16 protein-coding genes are annotated in these 17,554 nt (G+C 36.5%); 14 read left to right on the top strand and 2 right to left on the bottom strand.

Annotated elements, in window-relative coordinates; translation table 11 throughout:
• Positions 1-326 precede the first annotated feature (326 nt).
• The 6 genes from hutH to ACSU6B_RS17290 all read left to right on the top strand — a co-directional run bounded on the left by hutH (position 327) and on the right by ACSU6B_RS17290 (position 7,321).
• Entirely contained in the window at positions 327-1,847 is a 1,521-nt protein-coding gene (gene hutH, locus ACSU6B_RS17315; RefSeq protein ID WP_410887079.1) for a histidine ammonia-lyase, read from the top strand.
• 189 nt (positions 1,848-2,036) lie between these two features.
• The gene (locus ACSU6B_RS17310; RefSeq protein ID WP_410887077.1) at positions 2,037-3,518 is read left to right on the top strand and encodes an amino acid permease; all 1,482 of its coding nucleotides are present in this window, start codon (positions 2,037-2,039) and stop codon (positions 3,516-3,518) included.
• 571 nt (positions 3,519-4,089) lie between these two features.
• The gene (locus ACSU6B_RS17305; RefSeq protein WP_410887075.1) at positions 4,090-4,812 is read left to right on the top strand and encodes an amino acid ABC transporter ATP-binding protein; all 723 of its coding nucleotides are present in this window, start codon (positions 4,090-4,092) and stop codon (positions 4,810-4,812) included.
• Positions 4,813-4,835: 23 nt separating this feature from the next.
• On the top strand, positions 4,836-5,627 hold the full coding sequence (locus ACSU6B_RS17300; protein ID WP_410887073.1) for an ABC transporter substrate-binding protein: 792 nt from the start codon (positions 4,836-4,838) through the stop codon (positions 5,625-5,627).
• Between the two features lie 62 nt (positions 5,628-5,689).
• The gene (locus ACSU6B_RS17295; protein ID WP_410887071.1) at positions 5,690-6,406 is read left to right on the top strand and encodes an amino acid ABC transporter permease; all 717 of its coding nucleotides are present in this window, start codon (positions 5,690-5,692) and stop codon (positions 6,404-6,406) included.
• A 294-nt stretch (positions 6,407-6,700) separates the two neighbouring features.
• On the top strand, positions 6,701-7,321 hold the full coding sequence (locus tag ACSU6B_RS17290) for a YARHG domain-containing protein (RefSeq protein ID WP_410887069.1): 621 nt from the start codon (positions 6,701-6,703) through the stop codon (positions 7,319-7,321).
• 298 nt (positions 7,322-7,619) lie between these two features.
• On the opposite strand, the gene ACSU6B_RS17285 is transcribed toward ACSU6B_RS17290, so the two are convergent.
• Complete coding sequence (locus ACSU6B_RS17285; RefSeq protein ID WP_410887067.1) at positions 7,620-8,279, bottom strand: FadR/GntR family transcriptional regulator; 660 nt, start codon at positions 8,277-8,279, stop codon at positions 7,620-7,622.
• 272 nt (positions 8,280-8,551) lie between these two features.
• Between ACSU6B_RS17285 and ACSU6B_RS17280 the strand changes: the two genes are divergently transcribed.
• From ACSU6B_RS17280 to ACSU6B_RS17245, 8 genes are all read left to right on the top strand, one after another.
• Positions 8,552-9,262, top strand: a complete 711-nt coding sequence (locus ACSU6B_RS17280) for a FadR/GntR family transcriptional regulator (RefSeq protein ID WP_410887065.1) — start codon at positions 8,552-8,554, stop codon at positions 9,260-9,262.
• A 482-nt stretch (positions 9,263-9,744) separates the two neighbouring features.
• Positions 9,745-10,632 carry a fumarylacetoacetate hydrolase family protein gene (locus tag ACSU6B_RS17275; protein ID WP_410887063.1) on the top strand — a complete coding sequence of 296 codons (888 nt, stop codon included), beginning with the start codon at positions 9,745-9,747 and terminating at the stop codon, positions 10,630-10,632.
• 2 nt (positions 10,633-10,634) lie between these two features.
• Positions 10,635-11,420 (top strand): SDR family oxidoreductase, encoded by a 786-nt coding sequence (locus tag ACSU6B_RS17270; protein ID WP_410887061.1) that lies wholly within the window; start codon positions 10,635-10,637, stop codon positions 11,418-11,420.
• Between the two features lie 177 nt (positions 11,421-11,597).
• Positions 11,598-12,773, top strand: a complete 1,176-nt coding sequence (locus ACSU6B_RS17265; protein WP_410887059.1) for a pyridoxal phosphate-dependent aminotransferase — start codon at positions 11,598-11,600, stop codon at positions 12,771-12,773.
• A gap of 41 nt (positions 12,774-12,814) precedes the next feature.
• The gene (locus ACSU6B_RS17260; RefSeq protein WP_410887057.1) at positions 12,815-14,065 is read left to right on the top strand and encodes a dicarboxylate/amino acid:cation symporter; all 1,251 of its coding nucleotides are present in this window, start codon (positions 12,815-12,817) and stop codon (positions 14,063-14,065) included.
• Positions 14,066-14,389: 324 nt separating this feature from the next.
• Entirely contained in the window at positions 14,390-15,772 is a 1,383-nt protein-coding gene (gene gdhA / locus ACSU6B_RS17255; protein WP_410887055.1) for an NADP-specific glutamate dehydrogenase, read from the top strand.
• Between the two features lie 107 nt (positions 15,773-15,879).
• The gene (locus tag ACSU6B_RS17250) at positions 15,880-16,509 is read left to right on the top strand and encodes a fumarylacetoacetate hydrolase family protein (protein ID WP_410887053.1); all 630 of its coding nucleotides are present in this window, start codon (positions 15,880-15,882) and stop codon (positions 16,507-16,509) included.
• A 212-nt stretch (positions 16,510-16,721) separates the two neighbouring features.
• Positions 16,722-16,862, top strand: a complete 141-nt coding sequence (locus ACSU6B_RS17245; RefSeq protein ID WP_410887051.1) for a hypothetical protein — start codon at positions 16,722-16,724, stop codon at positions 16,860-16,862.
• A gap of 240 nt (positions 16,863-17,102) precedes the next feature.
• Here the strand turns inward: ACSU6B_RS17245 and ACSU6B_RS17240 are convergent, their stop codons facing one another.
• Positions 17,103-17,234: an FbpB family small basic protein gene (locus ACSU6B_RS17240; protein WP_215005878.1), complete on the bottom strand. Its 132-nt coding sequence runs from the start codon at positions 17,232-17,234 to the stop codon at positions 17,103-17,105.
• Between the last annotated feature and the right edge of the window lie 320 nt (positions 17,235-17,554).

Genomic DNA, 17,554 nt, shown 5'->3' with positions numbered 1-17,554 from the left:
AGATTACTACTCGCGACTAGTTGATGCACGTAAATGGAAGTCGGCATTTAATTTAGGGTGACAGTCTTTCATTTGCTATTGTGCTAAAGTATTATTGTGTTAAAATTCTGAAAAATCGATTGACAGATAAGGTTACGTCACATAGAATAATTATCATAGCAATAGGATTAAAGAATATGAATAAAGGGATGATTATCCATGAGGCTGCGAAAAAAAATAGTGCAATATTCAAAAATGGTTATAAAAGAGGCTGGACTCCAATTCTAATAGGAATCGGAATCCAGCCTCTTTCTTTATTATACTAAAGTGCTAGAGGAGGAACGTTAATGATAACATTAACAGGTCAAAGTTTAACATTAAAACAAATGAAGGAAATTTTATTTGGAAATCAGAAGGTAAGCGCTTCAGAAATGAGTATGGAGTCTGCTAGAAGGAGTAGGGAAGCAGTAGAGAGAATAGTTGCAGAATCAAAAGTAGTCTATGGGATTACAACAGGGTTTGGAAAATTTAGTGACGTCCTTATTAATAAAGATCATGTTCAAGATCTGCAGCTTAATTTAATTCGTTCACATGCTTGCGGCGTAGGTGAGCCGTTCCCAGAGGTTGTTGCAAAAGCAATGGTTCTTCTTCGCGCTAACGCACTTTTAAAGGGCTATTCTGGAATTAGGCCGCTTGTTATTGAAAGGTTATTAGATTTAGTAAACAAGGATATTATCCCTGTGATTCCGCAGCAAGGTTCCCTTGGAGCAAGCGGAGATTTGGCACCGCTTTCACACTTGGCGTTAGTGCTAATCGGGGAAGGAGAAGTATTTTATAAAGGAAATCGAATGGATTCACTTGAAGCCTTACAGCAAGAAGGAATCTTCCCAGTAACACTTGAGGCAAAAGAAGGCCTTGCTCTTATCAATGGAACCCAAGCAATGACAGCAATGGGAGTTGTCGGTTATCTAGAAGCAGAACAACTCGCATACCAAAGTGAGCTAATTTCCTCTATGACCATTGAAGGATTACATGGGATTATTGATGCCTTTGCTGAAGAGGTTCATATCGCAAGGGGTTATCAGCAGCAAATTGATACCGCAGCACGAATCCGAGGTTACCTAAGCGATAGTTTATTGACGACGACACAGGGGGAATTGAGAGTACAGGATGCGTATTCCCTCCGCTGTATCCCGCAAGTTCATGGTGCCACGTGGCAAGCACTTGATTATGTAAAAGAAAAATTAGAAATTGAGATGAATGCAGCAACAGATAATCCACTAATTTTTGATGATGGTGAAAAAGTCATTTCCGGTGGTAACTTCCATGGACAGCCAATTGCGTTTGCAATGGATTTTATGAAAATTGCTGTTGCGGAATTGGCAAATATATCAGAACGACGAATTGAACGATTAATCAACCCACAGTTAAATGATTTACCGCCATTTTTAAGCCCTGAACCGGGACTACAATCTGGTGCTATGATCATGCAATATGTTGCCGCATCTCTTGTATCAGAAAACAAAACGCTGGCACATCCAGCAAGTGTAGATTCGATTCCTTCTTCGGCGAATCAAGAGGATCATGTAAGCATGGGAACGATCGGTTCAAGGCATGCTCATCAAATTATTCAGAATACTAGAAGAGTCCTCGCAATTGAGTTCATTTGTGCGATGCAGGCGGTTGAATATCGTGGGGTTGAAAAAATGGCAAGCCAAACAAAGTGGCTTTATGAGAAAGGAAGAGAAATGGTTCCTTCCATTAAAAAAGACCGGATATTCTCAAAAGATATTGAAAAATCTGCTGAAGGTCTGAAAACAATGAATCTCTCAAAATTACTTCAGCAAGTGGACAAAGTAAACAAATAAGAAGAAGACCTACTAACAAACGTAATTGAAAATGAAATTCATATTTTAAGACGCCTTTTAGATTCCTGCTAATCTTCTAGTAATTTTCTCTATGCTCTTAATGAATTGATCGATTAAAAAAAAGAATTATCAACGCAATCAACAAATGCTAGAGTAAGGAGTTACTATAACTATAATAAGAGGTGTTATATGCAAAATACTGCACTTAAATCCCAAGAACCAGTACACGAACTCGAGTATGGAGAACATTTAGAAAGAAAGCTTAAAACACGGCATCTTTCCATGATTGCTATCGGAGGAACAATTGGAACAGGGTTATTTTTAGCCAGTGGAACCACGATTCATGATGCTGGTCCTGGTGGAGCTTTAGCTGCCTATATAATTGCAGGAATAATGGTATATTTTATCATGGGCAGCTTAGGAGAAATGGCATCTTTTATTCCAATTTCAGGTTCTTTTAGTACGTATACCTCAAGGTTTGTCGACCCTGCACTGGGTTTTGCTGTTGGTTGGAACTATTGGTACAATAATGCGATTATTTTTGCTTTGGAATTATCAGCATCGGCATTGATCATGAAATATTGGTTTCCCGATGCCCCAGGTATTATTTGGAGCGCAAGTTTCCTTATACTTATTTTTGGCCTAAACGTTTTATCCGTTAAGGGTTACGGTGAATCAGAATTTTGGTTTTCATTGATTAAAGTTGCAACCATTTTAATCTTTATTGTTGTTGGATTATTAATGATCTTTGGAATATTAAAGGGTCATGCTGGCGGTTTTGAAAATTTCACAAAAGGAGAAGCACCATTTAAAGGCGGCTTGTTATCCATATTTAGTGTATTTATGGTAGTAGGGTTTGCTTTTCAAGGCACGGAGCTTGTCGGAATTACAGCCGGTGAAAGTGAAAATCCTGAGAAAAATTTACCTAAGGCAGTGAAACAGATTTTCTGGAGAATTTTATTGTTTTATGTTTTAGCGATTTTTATTATTGGATGTATAATTAGCTATAACGACCCAAAATTATTAAGCGCAGATTTATCGAATATTGCAGTGAGTCCGTTTACTTTAGTATTTGAAAATGCAGGACTTGCCTTAGCGGCTGCTGCCATGAATGCAGTAATCCTTACTTCAGTTCTGTCAGCAGGAAATTCCACTTTATACGCCGCTTCGCGCGTCCTTTGGGTATTAGCGGAAGAAGGAAAAGCTCCGTCATTCTTGAAAAAGGTAAATAAAGGTGGTGTTCCGATTTACGCATTATACATGTCAACCTTTGTTGGGATGCTGTGCTTCCTTACCTCCTTTTTTGGTGATGGAACTGTTTATTCTTGGTTATTAAACGCTGCGGGCTTAGCTGGTTATATCTCTTGGTTAAGTATTTCGGTTACACATTATCGATTCCGTAAAGCTTATGTTGCACAAGGAAAAGATTTCAAAGACCTGCCCTATAAAGCAAAGTGGTTCCCATTAGGTCCAATTTTGGCGACAGTATTATGTTTAGTCGCAATGCTTGGAACAAATTATGCGGCATTTATCGGCTCTAAGGTTGACTGGTATGGTATATTGGTTTCTTATATTGGACTACCTCTATTCCTAATGAGTTATTTAGGCTATAAAATTGTTAACAAAACAAAAATGGTTCCATTAAAAGAGGCGGATTTCCGCAGAGATTAAGTATTTATTATTCATCTCATAGCATTCTTTTCATTGGTTTTAAAATTTTCAAAGTAGTAACTTGAAGACCCCTATTATTTCAATATTTTGATGTATGGGTGGAATGGTGTAATAACGCTCTCAAAGCCTTGATATATATGGGGTATTGAATAAGAGGGTAAATTTCTAACATTTTGACTATCCGAGGATTTTAACGGAAGCTTCTCATAAGTTGAGTAAACTTTTGGGGAGCTTCTTTTTTATTTCATGCGTAACGTTGAGAGAGGCAAGCACCCTTGAAAAAAAGTGGCTGTGTTAAAGGTTATTGTTGATTTTGCCACTCTGTTGATTGGAGCAGAAGGCGCGAAGCCCATTTTTAATTATTAGAATATTATTTTAGTAGAAGGGAGAATTGAAAAGAGAACACCAGAAACTAACAAACATTTAATATTAATCATTTTTGTATCCGCTTGCAATTTTATACACAATTTGTAATTTTCGGAATTTATTATTATAATAGAGTAAAATTCTATCATTTATGATGTTTCATCAGTTTGAATCCGTTTTTAATTATAGAAAAGGGGGGGTCTTGTTGATTCAGATAAAGCAATTATACAAGTCATTTGATTCATTGGAGGTGCTGAAGGGAATCGATTTGTCTGTTCAGCCGAAGGAAGTGGTGGTATTGGTGGGAGCCAGCGGTTCAGGAAAGAGTACATTGCTGCGCTGCATTAACTTCCTTGAAGTTTATGATAAAGGAGAGGTATGGATAAACAACGAACAGATCGATCCGGGGAAAACGGATTTAAATCGCGTACGTGCAGAAGTTGGGATGGTCTTTCAACATTTCAATCTCTTTCCTCATAAAACAGTGCTGGAGAATATCATCGAAGCCCCGATGCATGTAAAAGGAGAAAGAAAGGAGGATGCCAAGAAGGCGGCCTATAGTCTTCTGGAGAAGGTGGGATTAAGCGATAAGGCCAATACATATCCGAATTTATTGTCCGGGGGACAAAAGCAGCGGCTTGCCATCGCCCGTGCGCTTGCCATGAAACCCAATGTGATGCTTTTTGATGAGCCAACCTCCGCGCTTGATCCAGAATTGGTAGGGGAAGTTTTGCAGGTCATGAAAGAACTGGCCAATGAAGGGATGACTATGGTAATAGTTACCCACGAGATGGGATTTGCCCGGGAAGTAGCAGATCGTGTTGTCTTTATGGGAGATGGACAGATTCTTGAACAGGGGGCACCTAAGACGTTTTTTGAAAATCCGCAGCATGTAAAAGCAAAGCAATTTCTTAACAGTATTCTATAGCCAATGATAAGGGGGAAGAAAATATGAAAAAGTCAATTATCAGTCTTGTAGCAGCCTGTATGGCTGGAGTTTTGATCATGTCAGGGTGTGGAGCGAAAGAACAAGTTTCCCAGTCGACTTCTGCAGGGAAAAAAGAGTTTCACTATGCCATGAGTGGGCTGTTCAAACCGTTTAATTATAAAGAAAGCAACGAACTGAAGGGATTTGATGTTGAGATCGGCAAGGCACTTGCTAAAAAAATGGGAATGAAGGCCGTTCCGGTAACGAATCCTTGGGAAACGATCATCCAAGGCCTACAAGCCAAAAAATACGATGCCATCCTGGGCAGCATGACGATTACGGATGAGCGAAAAAAGGTGGTTGACTTTTCAAATCCTTATTACAGATCAGGCTCACAGGTTTTTGTATCCGAAAATAATACGGATATCAAATCGCCGGAGGATTTGAAAGGGAAGCGTATCGGGGTCGCCAAGGGAACGCCTTATAAAGATTTGGCGTTACAATACACATCAAAAGAAAACATTGTTGAATATGATACAGATTTAGTGGCTCTTATGGATCTTCCTACCAAAAGAATTGACGCTGCAATAACCGATCGAATGGTCGGACTGCCGATTATCAAGGCCGGCACCGTTAAAATCAAGGATGTTGGAAAGGCTATGACACATGATGATCAAGCGATTGCCGTCAGGAAAGAGGATAAGGAATTAATGGACAAGATGAACAAAGCTTTGGATGAAATCATAAAGGACGGCACTTATGACAAAATTTCTAATAAATATTTTGGCCGCAACATTTTAGGAACAAACAACTAGTGGGTGAAAAAGGGCGCCCTCGAGGGGCACCTGATAACAGATCATACGTGGGGTGAATCCATTTGCTAGAAATTCTTCTTTCCAATTATAAACTTTTTTTTGAAGCAACGTTGCTTACGCTTAAGGTTACCATTACATCTCTTCTGATTGGCTGTCTTATTGGCTTAATCTTTGCCTTTTTTCGTCTCTCTAATAACAAATTTTTGAACTTTATTGCTCATGTCTATATCACCTTGATCCGTGGAACTCCACTTATTGTTCAGATCGCGGTTCTTTATTTTGGCATCACATCGATTGTGACTCTGTCGCAGTTCTGGGCCGGAGCGATTGGCTTGGCTATTCATTGTGGGGCTTATATTGCCGAAATCTTTCGCGGGGCCATTCAATCTATTGACCGCGGGCAAATGGAAGCTGCAAGATCACTTGGAATGTCCTATCCGTTGGCAATGAGAAGAATCATTCTGCCCCAAGCGTTTAAATCAGCCATCCCTTCACTCAGTAACCAGTTCATCATTGGTTTAAAGGACTCTTCTCTTGTTGCCTACGTGGGCATGGGTGATTTGTGGGGGGCGGGCCTTAGCGTCGCGGCATCCAGCTTTCAACAATTGAATTCGTATGTGATTGTAGGATTGTATTATTTTGTTCTTGTGTTTATCTTCTCTTTCCTCTCCGGCAAACTAGAATCAAGAATGAATGTAACAGAGCCAGGAAGGAAGCAGAAGTCAAATTCAATATTTAATCCTTTTAAAAAGCCGGCGGAAGAGATAAACAGAGTGTAATTAAAAATAAGGTTGAAAACAAGGGCTGTCAGGTCCTGAAAAAAAGCGGATTAGACACATGTAAATGTGGGTTCTAATTCGCTTTTTTTGGGTGGGCTGAATCCCCCTCTTGTAGAAAGGAAGATTAACTGGATATTTTTAGGGGATTAAAGGACCTGAAATGGTGCTGTCACATCAGAATAATCTGTTTGAAATAATTCCAACCTCTTTTTGTTCTATAATATTTATGATTGAAAAGTATAGAATTTTGGATGTCCTTTACTAAGGAATATTCATAGAAAGGGGAATGTTTAAATGGATTTTTGCACAAATTGTGGTGAAAAATATATGAAACTAGTAGATTTCTGTACAAACTGTGGTTCGAGGGTTGCACAAGATAATAAGAACATGCCCTCAACCTTAAAAACGCGCATGGAAATAAAGAAAAATCGTTCGAAAACGAGATTATTAGTAGGACTCGGATCGATTATCGGTTTGCTGCTCGTCATAAGCGTTACCTTCATGGTTAAAGATTTTTTTCAGCCTGGACCTAAATCGAATGTAGCAGCCACCAAAACGATTGATCAATCAAAAGATAAAGCTGTAGAAAATAAAGATCAATCTAGTCATGATCACTATTCAACAAAAGAAAAAAGTCATGAAAGTTCAAATCTTTCCTCTTCAGATCATATTTTGCCTGCTAGTGATAAGAGGTTGGTGAGTGAAGAAGACATTGCTAATCTTACAAAAGGGCAGCTGCGTTTAGCCAGAAATGAAATCTATGCACGTCATGGGTATGGCTTTAAATCACAGGATCTGCAAGCATATTTTTCAAGTAAGTCATGGTATCATCCAGACCCTTCCTTTGATGGCTCTTTAAATGAAGTAGAAAAAGAAAATGTAGATTTCATAAAGGTGAGAGAGGACAGACTTTAGTGAGTTTCTTTTTTTAGGAAGACCCAAGTGATTAATCTTCACTTGGGTCGTGATTTAAGTCGTATTAGCGATTTGCTTCATTTGTAGGAATATCCAATTTGATTGTTACCGTATGTACGGTGGTGTGAGAGGGGCGAAAATAATTAAATTATTTTCCCTCTACTCGATTGCAACTAAAAGGGACGCAATACCCCCTCTTCAGAATGAGAAGAGAGGGCTCCTCTTTTTTGAAAAAGTGCATTATAACCTTATAATCTCTTGTTTGGCTTAATTAAAGGTTAAATTAATTTCCTTGATATTAGAATTGAGGGTTCGTTTTATCTAACTTGGTTAATTCATGAAATAATTCATTTATTCTTGTCTCATTTCTTTCTAAATAACAGTCTAAAAAGACATTAAATTTTATATTCAAATTAAGGGTACAAAAATAATCATTTTCTTCTAATACGTTATAATTATTTAACCATAAGGAAAGGAAAAATGGATTTTGTAAACCGGTAGCAATGTATTCTATCCATTTTGGAAAATCAGACCAGAAATCACCTGTAAATTTAAGGATCGATGTGTTCTCAATTAGTTCCTTATTTGATAAACCAAGAGAGAGGGATAGTGAGACAATCTGCTTGGAACACATAATAAATACCTCATAGTAATTTTGTAGATTTGTGTGGTCCAGCTGTTGTTTTATTAATTGAGATGGAATCAAAAATGGAGGTGGATTAGCTACAAATGTTCCTTCTCCCTGTCTTGAATCGAGGTATCCTAAAAGTTCAAGACTTCGAATACCTTCTCTGATTGATGAACGACTGACCCCTAATAATTCACTTAAATTTCTTTCGGTAGGAATTTTGGCCCCCCCAGATAGTTGCTCGGATTCAATATATTCAACAAGCTGATTTATAACCTGTTGATACATTTTGGGGGGCAGTTGAACTTTATAATTTCTATCTCTTTTCACTTATTAAACCTCCTGGATATTAGATAATTATCATCTGAATGAATATTAATAATTAATCGCTGACTAAACAAGTTACGATTCATTTTTGTAGATTTAATCAATTAAATATGGTGAAATATAGAGTATTGATTGTAAATCCCAACATATAACAATTCCTCTTTGGCTGTTATTAAATTATATATGATTATATAGTATAATAATTATTACTTATAAATGATACTTTAAAATGGTGTATGCATATTAACTTTAGAAGGTATAAAGAGGTGACAAGGTTGGTACTAAAAAATATTAAGAAAAAAAATTTATATGAAGAAATTATCTCTGAAATTATTCAATATATTCAGGAAGAAAATTTGAAACCGGGTGATAAGCTCCCTACTGAAAATGAATTTGTAGAAATATTTCAGGTAAGTAAAACAGCTATTAGAGAGGCGCTTAGTGTTCTTGTAGCTAAAGGGATTATAGAAAAGCGTTCAGGTGTTGGCAGTATATTGATAGGGATAAATGGTAGTACCTTTGTTGAACCCATCACCCAGAAGCTTATGATGGAAGAACAAACGCTAAAAGAAATTCTTGAGTTCCGTAGGGGAGTTGAAGTAGAGTCTGCTGCCCTAGCAGCCCAAAGAGCTACTAGCGAGCAACTAGAAGCAATTGAAAATGCCCACTTAGAATTGATTGAAGTAAATCGTAATGGAGGAATTGGGATAGAAGAAGATTATCGCTTTCATTCTTTAATTATTATTTCCTCTGGAAACTCAATCTATGAAACCATATTTGATATGATTTCTCCAACATTTTTAGAAGCATTAAAAGTCAGTAAGAATCAATCCAAGCGATTATCAAAATCATATTTAGAAGAGGCTCACCAAGAACATGAACGGATTCTTAAAGCCTTGAAGAAAAAGGATGCAGTAGAAGCTCGATTAGCTATGCTTGATCATCTCGAAAAAAACGAAATTAAAATTTGGAACAATGAGCTTTAAGTTTTTGAATTGATATTAGAAGGTATTACATTATTTTCGATGGTTTTACTTAAAAAAGGTAAGACCACTATATTTTCTTTTTTTCACAAAATATTATTTGGCTTTTCATTTCGTATAGAAACAAGCATTAGACTTGCTCTGTTTTACAAGAAGTTCTATAACGTTTTTTAGTATGTCACCATAATTGAAATTATTTTTAAAATCAGCCAAGGCAAAAAACTGCTTGGCTGCTTTTTATGTCTTTTAAATTACTTAAAGTAATATTTTCTTCTACATTTTAGAAAGAAAAGCCCTTGCTTTATATAATTAATCTCTAAAATCTATCAATATTAATCGTTGATTCACGAAATTTATAAAAAATAAAATACTTTACAAATTCAAATTATCTTTATATTATGAAAATAGATAAATTAATATGGTCAGACCATATTAATTTATTAAATGATACTGACTTAGCCAAAAATATGTAGGAGGAATATTCTATGAAATTAGCAACAATTCAGCGTAACGGAGAAGAAATGGCGGGGCTTGTAGTTCATGATGGAATTTTGTTGATAGAAGATTTAAATACTAAATTTAATCAGGAATGGTCAACAGACTTATTTGAAATGATTACTTCTAACCAATTAGATGGGATGAAACAATGGTATTACTCAGAAGGTAAAGAAAAAGTTGCAGAACTAGGAGATATTCTAATTCCTTTTCAAGAAGTAGAGTATGCACCTCTATATCGTCATCCAAGAAAAATTTGGGGAATTGGTTTGAATTATGTAGAGCATGCAGCTGATTTAAACGAAAAAGCACCGAATACAGAACCTGCAAGCTTTCTAAAACCGGATACTACCATTATTGGTCCCAATGATACGATCAAAATTCCTTTGCAATCTGATAGAACAACAGCAGAAGCAGAGCTTGGAATTGTTATTGGAAAGGAATGTAAGGATGTGTCTGAAGAAGATGCCCCTAATGTAATTGCTGGTTTTACTACTATAATTGATATGACAGCAGAAGATATTTTACAGAGAAACCCTAGATATTTGACTCGATCGAAAAGTTTCGATACATTTTTTAGTTTTGGTCCTCACCTGGTTACACGTGAAGAAGTTGAAGAAGTAGTAAATTTAAATGTTTCTACCGTTATTAACGGAGAGGTTCACCGGAAAAACATTGTTTCTAACATGTCATTTCTTCCTTGGCATTTAGTATCCTTTCACTCTAAGGTTATGAAATTATTACCTGGTGATATCATCTCTACTGGTACTCCAGGAGCTGTCGTAATTCGTGATGGAGACATCGTGGAATGTCATATCGATGGGTTTGAAAAGCTAGTAAATCATGTAATAGATTTAAAGATTAATGGAGGTAACTAAGCATGGAATTGAATCTTGTAAATAAAGTTGCCCTTGTTGTTGCATCAAGTCAAGGACTGGGAAAGGCTATTGCAAAACAACTAGTCAAAGAAGGCGTCAACGTCATGCTAACAAGCAGGGACAGCGTAAAATTAAAGGAATTACAGCGTGAACTTCACTCTTTGGGTAAAGGAAGGGTTGAATATTGTAAGGCTGATATTACAAATGTAGATGATATCCGTATGTTAGTTAGGAAAACGGCTGAGACATTTGATGGAATCGATATTTTAATTAATAACGCAGGAGGACCTCCTAGTGGTAAGTTTGAACAATTCTCCGATGAAGATTGGGAAAAGGCATTTGAACTAAATTTGTTAAGCTATATCCGTTTAATTCGTGAAGCCTTACCTCATCTCAAGAAACAAGGAGGACGCATTATCAATCTAGCTTCTTCATCAATTAGGCAACCTATACCGGGACTTATACTATCTAATACCTTTCGGTTAGGAATTGTAGGATTAACTAAAACTCTAGCTGAGGAATTAGCTCCATTTAATATACTGATTAACACGGTTGCACCGGGTAGAATTGCAACAGACAGAGTAGCATTTCTGGATCAAATCAAAGCAGATAAGCTTGGGACTACACGTGAAGAAGTGGCAAAAGCATCTCAAGAAACGATCCTGCTGAAGCGTTATGGAACTCCAGAAGAGTTTGCCAATGTGGTGACATTCTTGGTATCAGATGCAAGCACATATATGACAGGAAGTTCCTTCTTAGTTGATGGGGGTATGTTAAAGTCCATCTAAGAATAACAAAGGGTTTGTCATTTTCATAGTAGATCGTTAGAATGCAATGCTTATAAACGAAACCATACTTAGGTTGAAACAGAATGTCAGCCAGAAGTTAGATTAAAAAGCAGTGATATTAAGGTCAATACCGAAAATATCACATAAAAATTTATCCTGATAAATATGAGGAGATGTATGAATTTGCAAAGTGCTACTATGCTACAAGCATTGCCTGAGTCAAAAACTCTTTCAATTTTAAATAAAGTTACGCTTCTTAAACAAGAAGGTCACGATATCATTAATTTGGCTGGAGGAGATCCAGACTTTAATACGCCAAATATGATTATTGAAGAAGCAGAAAAGGCCATGAAATTAGGGATGACACACTATGTAAGTAGTAATGGAATTCCAGAGTTACGTAATGAGATCGCTCATAAGTTAAAGACTGAAAATGGAGTCAATTATGACCCTTCCCAAATTATTGTAACGGCAGGGGGGAAACCAGCGTTATATGTTGCGTTAAAAAGCATAATAAATCCTGGTGACGAAGTATTAGTTATCAATCCAGCATGGGTAAGCTTTGAACCGTTAATAACTATGGTTGGTGGACATGCAGTTTCAGTAGATTTAAATCCTAATGATCATTTTAAACTTACAAAAGATTTACTGGATGCTGCTTGTACTGAGCGGACAAAAGCCATTATTGTAAATAACCCAAATAACCCAACTGGTAGAGTACTAACTATTGAGGAATTTCATAATCTTAGGGATGTTGTGATAGAGAAAGACCTAATTATTATTGCTGATGAAGTTTATGAAAAGTTGGTTTATGGAACACATCAATTTACTTCGCTTGCGAGTATACCTGGACTTGAAAATCGTACTATTACCGTACAAAGCTTCTCCAAGGGGCATGCCATGACTGGATGGAGATTAGGTTATTTAGCATTGCCAAATGAACTTGTACCTGCTGCTTCTAATATACAAGGGCATCTCGCAACATGCACTCCAGCATTTATCCAAAAAGCAGGAGTCGTAGCTCTTAAGGAAGCGAAAGAAGAAGTAGAACACATGCGTAGCATATATGATAAACGTATTAATCAAGTAGTGACTTATCTAAATCAAATTCCGGGTGTTATATGTCCCCATCCTGAAGGCGCTTTTTATGTTTTTCCAGAAATCAAATTTCGCAACTTCGATTCAATTGAACTTGCCAATTATCTTCTTGATGAAGCTAAGGTAGCAGTTACTCCAGGGATAGCATTTGGCTCTAGCTATATGTATAACATTCGAATTTCATGTGCTATGTCCGAAGGGGAACTTGAGGAAGCATTAAGACGCATAGAAAAAGCACTTACTAAGATGGTGTAAGCTAAGCAAAACCACACCTTACTATTGAAAGGGGATAGGTAATGCAAGTTCTTAGAAGAATTCCTTTATGGCTCCAGATTTCCATTGCTCTTGTATTAGGTTTATGTTTAGGATCGATAAGTAAAACCATAGGGATAGAAGCAAAAATTTTAGGTGATGCTTTTATTCATATGATTAAGATGACAATTGTACCATTGATTTTCCCCCTAATTATATTAGGGATTGCTCAAATAAAATCAACCGGATCACTAGGTAGGCTTTCTCTTAAAGCCATTATCTATTTTGAAATTGTTACAACTTTAATCATCGTTATGTCCTTACTGCTTGCTAATATGGTGGACCTTGGAGTTGGAGCTGATTTATCAGGAGGAAATATGAAAGCTCTAGAGGGACTTGAGGCCAATAAAATTGACTTTAGAGAGTTTATTCTTCATATAATACCTTCTAATATATTTGTAGCCTTTTCAGAAGGGAATATATTAGCCATTGTCTACTTTGGTGTTTTCTTTGGCTTGGCCTTACGTTCCCTAAAGGGAAAAGCCAAACCTATAGAGGATGTTCTTGAGGCCCTTTCTAAAGTAATGTTTAAAGTTTTAGATTATGTCATTAAATTCTCTCCACTTGGTGTTTTTGGATCTATTGCTTATAGTATGGCTACTTACGGTTTCGAAAAGTTAAGTACCTTGCTTGATTTAATTTTAGTAACCTATGCTGGTTTAGCTATAGTTTTAATAATCATTTTTCCCATAATTGCTCGCATCTATCATATTCGGTATTGGGAGTTAATTAATGAAATAAAAGATTTATTATTAATTGCTTTTACAACACGGAGCTCCGAGTCTGTATTTGCCCCTCTTACAGCACGTTTAGAAGGATACGGTGTCAAAAATTCAGTAGTATCTTTTGTATTGCCTCTTGGCTATTCATTTAATCTCGATGGTGGAATGGTCTACATGGCTCCTGCTATTTTGTTTTTAGCTAATGCCTACGATATTCAACTCTCGCTATTAGAGCAGGTTCACATTATTCTTTTACTTATGCTACTTACTAAGGGTGTTGCTTCCGTTCCTTCAGGAGTAATAGTTGTGTTGACTAGTGTTTCTGTTGTGATAGGGTTGCCAATGGAAGGTATTGCATTACTTATGGCAGTTGATTTCATAATGGATATGGCTCGAACTGCAACTAATGTAGTAGGGAATGCATTGGCTACAGTAGTAATAGCCAAATCGGAGGGAATGTTTCACAAAAAAGAATTCGTAATTGCTGAACAAGAGAAAATAAAAAGCTCTTAAGACTTTGAGCAGGCTTACCCCTTTGGTGAGTCTGCTTCATTTTAAATATATGCATCGCCTCTAATCTAGAAATCCTGGCGTTTACTGCGGCTGACCGCAGACGGGGCAACTTGCAAAGCCACTGCTGCTTCCGTCATATGTTTATGCTTTGCCACTTAAATGAAATATTCGCTTTTTCTTAATTCCAATGTAAGATACTTTTTCTGATATTCAGATTACTTCTTTAAACTATAAATTATACCATGAAACTATTACTTACTAGCCTATTTATACAAACAAGTAAATTTTCAAGACTATATAACAAAAAAGAGGAGTAAAAAAGAAATGATAACATCACAAGAAGTCCGAAAAGATGATCTACAAGTGGCTAAAGAATTTGTAAGCAAGGTGTACGCACAAGTAAAAGAGCGTAATCCTCATGAAAGGGAATTCCATCAAGCAGTGAAGGAAATATTCCTTTCGTTAGTTCCAGTATTCGCAAAGCATCCAGCATATATGAAAAATGGGATATTAGAAAGACTCGTAGAACCGGAAAGAATGATTACCTTCCGTGTCCCTTGGGTTGATGACTTTGGGAATGTACAAGTAAACCGTGGTTTTCGGGTGCAATTCAACAGCGCGATTGGACCATACAAAGGCGGTCTACGTTTCCATCCGACAGTAAATGCTAGCATCATTAAGTTCCTTGGTTTCGAGCAAATCCTTAAAAACTCTCTTACAGGACAACCTATCGGCGGCGGAAAAGGCGGATCTGACTTCGATCCAAAAGGAAAATCAGACGCTGAAATCATGCGTTTTTGCCAAAGCTTTATGTCAGAACTAGGTCGGTATATCGGACCGGACACGGACATACCGGCTGGAGATATCGGAGTTGGAGCAAGAGAAATAGGATATCTATTCGGTCAGTATAAAAAGATGCAAGGAAGCTATTACGCAGGTGTTTTAACTGGTAAAGGGATAAGTTATGGCGGAAGTTTTGCGCGTACAGAAGCAACTGGATATGGAACGGTTTACTTCGTCGAAGAAATGCTAAAAGATAAAGGTTTACAGTTCCACGGAAGCACTGTCGTTGTTTCAGGATCTGGTAATGTATCTATTTATGCAATCGAAAAAGCTACACAGCTGGGTGCTAAAGTAGTTGCTTGCAGTGATTCCAATGGTTACATTTACGATAAAAATGGACTAAACCTAGATACAATTAAACGCTTAAAAGAAGTAGAAAGAAAACGTCTGTCTGAGTATGTCATTGCTCATCCAGAAGCCGAATACAATGAAGGAAGTTACGGTATCTGGTCTGTTTCTTGCGACATCGCCCTTCCGTGTGCAACACAAAATGAGATTGATGAAGAAGCAGCAAAATTGCTGGTTAAAAACAAGGTGAAGGCAGTAGGTGAAGGTGCCAACATGCCTTCTACCCTTGAGGCTATTGACATATTCCTTAATAATGGCATCTTATTCGGACCAGCTAAAGCTGCCAATGCGGGTGGCGTTGCCGTTTCTGCACTTGAAATGGCCCAAAACAGTGCTAGAATGCCTTGGGCATTTGAGGATGTCGATGCTAAACTTCACGGTATCATGAAAAACATTTATAAAAACAGTGTAGAAGCATCAGAAACATACGGCGAGCCTGGCAATTTAGTTGTCGGAGCAAACATTGCTGGTTTCCTTAAAGTAGCAGATGCTATGCTGATTCAAGGTATACTCTAAAAATAAGATAATGTAATAGGCGGCCCAATTTGGACCGCCTTAAAAAAATCTAGTGATTTTTTTAGCATGAAATTATATTTTTTTAAAAGAAAAGAGTGAGCTTAATAATGAAAGACATAAAAAATATTTATTGTGTAGGCCGAAACTATGCTTTGCATGCAAAAGAGTTAAATAATGAAGTACCAACTTCCCCTTTTTTATTTTCAAAACCAACTCATTCGCTTATAGAAGCAAATGGTCAGTCAATTACATTGCCGAGTAATCAGGGTTCCATTCACTTTGAAACTGAACTTGTCATACATATCTCAAAGCAGTACGAAACAGGAATGAAAGTAGATGAAATAGTAGATGCCATGGCCATTGGGTTGGATTTAACACTTAGAGATGTTCAAACACAGTTAAAACAAAAACAGCATCCTTGGCTTTTGGCTAAAGGATTTAAAAATTCAGCTGTTGTTAGTGAATTTATTCCGTTTATAGGTGTTGAAGCATGTAAACAATTAGATTTTTCGCTTTTTAAAAACGGAGAGCGTGTACAAGTCGGAAATATTATAGACTTACTTTTTGATTTGCAAACGATTATAGAATTTACAGCAGAGCATTTTGGGCTTGGGAAAGGAGATATTATTTTTACCGGTACTCCAAGTGGTGTCGGTCCTCTTTCAGATCAAGACAAGCTTTCACTAAACTGGGGTGGAAATGAAGTTGGATACTGTTCAGTCACACTACATCCATGAAAAAGAGCAGTCATTTTTGACTGTTTTTTTTTCGTGGAGATATCTCAATCTTAGACAAAAAGAAGAAACTCGTTCTATGGATGTGGGAACATACTAAATGGAATATCTGTTATTTCGTAATTTTCAGAAAAGAGATATTGACAGGAAAATAACCCTGTTATATATTATTAATAAGTTAAATTTATTGTTATATAACAGAAAGAGGGGACAAGATGATGAACAATTATGATAAAGCCTATGATAGTTATTTAAAGATTTGTGAAAGGTATGAAATAGAGCCGATCAACTTCTACCACTTCATCAAATATTTAACCAATGATCAGTTGGATGAATACAGTAAATTAGCAGTTTAAATATGAAAGGGCGTGATTGCACAAGATGGACCTCCCGGTTGATGTAGATGTAGAATGCAAATAGAAACCCCACCAGTTGCTAATGGGAACAGGTGGGGTTTTGTCATGTGTTTTAAGAGTTTATTTTTATTTAGTATGCTATCTTGATTGACGAACAATCTTTTGCATTGATTCAAGATTTGGTATTGGTTATTAGTATTAATTTGATCAAACTTTATTTTAAAGCAACAATAAAACGCATTAGGCCAGCCTTTTTAATGAATGTCGTTCTTCTATTCGTTTTTCAATTCTTTCCAAAGCCTTTTTATCATTTAAAAGATCCTGTTTATTTTCTTCGATAAGCTCTTTCAATGATTTAATATCTTTACGCACCTAAATACAGCTCCTTTCAATTTATTTATCTGAATATTCTATATTATAATAATACACGAAATAATCGTACTTTAAACAAATGTTTTTGAACAATTTGTGAAGTTTTTTACATATTTTTAGACTGATAATACAGTATGTCCGAGATTTATAGATTAATTTCCAGTTAGCTGAAATTCTACACCAGAACCTTAAATTTATAATTTCCCTAAAAATCGACATTATCTCTTTAAATGTGTTATACAATTTATTGTTGACAAACCAAATGTGACATACTATTATAATACTAGCAAATAAAAAACGCTTACATTTTAAGAAATTAA

This window comes from Neobacillus sp. C211 (assembly GCF_051842875.1).
Taxonomy (GTDB): domain Bacteria; phylum Bacillota; class Bacilli; order Bacillales; family Cytobacillaceae; genus Neobacillus.
Note: the sequence above shows the minus strand (reverse complement) of the source record. Positions and strands in the feature narration are given on the sequence as shown.

What these genes read in the sequence shown, in the direction of transcription:
- ACSU6B_RS17275 (WP_410887063.1), top strand. Translation starts at nt 9,745, where the DNA reads ATGAAATTAGCAACAATTCAGCGTAACGGAGAAGAAATGGCGGGGCTT.
- ACSU6B_RS17300 (WP_410887073.1), top strand. Translation starts at nt 4,836, where the DNA reads ATGAAAAAGTCAATTATCAGTCTTGTAGCAGCCTGTATGGCTGGAGTT.
- ACSU6B_RS17260 (WP_410887057.1), top strand. Translation starts at nt 12,815, where the DNA reads ATGCAAGTTCTTAGAAGAATTCCTTTATGGCTCCAGATTTCCATTGCT.
- ACSU6B_RS17245 (WP_410887051.1), top strand. Translation starts at nt 16,722, where the DNA reads ATGATGAACAATTATGATAAAGCCTATGATAGTTATTTAAAGATTTGT.
- gdhA (WP_410887055.1), top strand. Translation starts at nt 14,390, where the DNA reads ATGATAACATCACAAGAAGTCCGAAAAGATGATCTACAAGTGGCTAAA.
- hutH (WP_410887079.1), top strand. Translation starts at nt 327, where the DNA reads ATGATAACATTAACAGGTCAAAGTTTAACATTAAAACAAATGAAGGAA.
- ACSU6B_RS17250 (WP_410887053.1), top strand. Translation starts at nt 15,880, where the DNA reads ATGAAAGACATAAAAAATATTTATTGTGTAGGCCGAAACTATGCTTTG.
- ACSU6B_RS17265 (WP_410887059.1), top strand. Translation starts at nt 11,598, where the DNA reads ATGAATTTGCAAAGTGCTACTATGCTACAAGCATTGCCTGAGTCAAAA.
- ACSU6B_RS17270 (WP_410887061.1), top strand. Translation starts at nt 10,635, where the DNA reads ATGGAATTGAATCTTGTAAATAAAGTTGCCCTTGTTGTTGCATCAAGT.
- ACSU6B_RS17310 (WP_410887077.1), top strand. Translation starts at nt 2,037, where the DNA reads ATGCAAAATACTGCACTTAAATCCCAAGAACCAGTACACGAACTCGAG.
- ACSU6B_RS17290 (WP_410887069.1), top strand. Translation starts at nt 6,701, where the DNA reads ATGGATTTTTGCACAAATTGTGGTGAAAAATATATGAAACTAGTAGAT.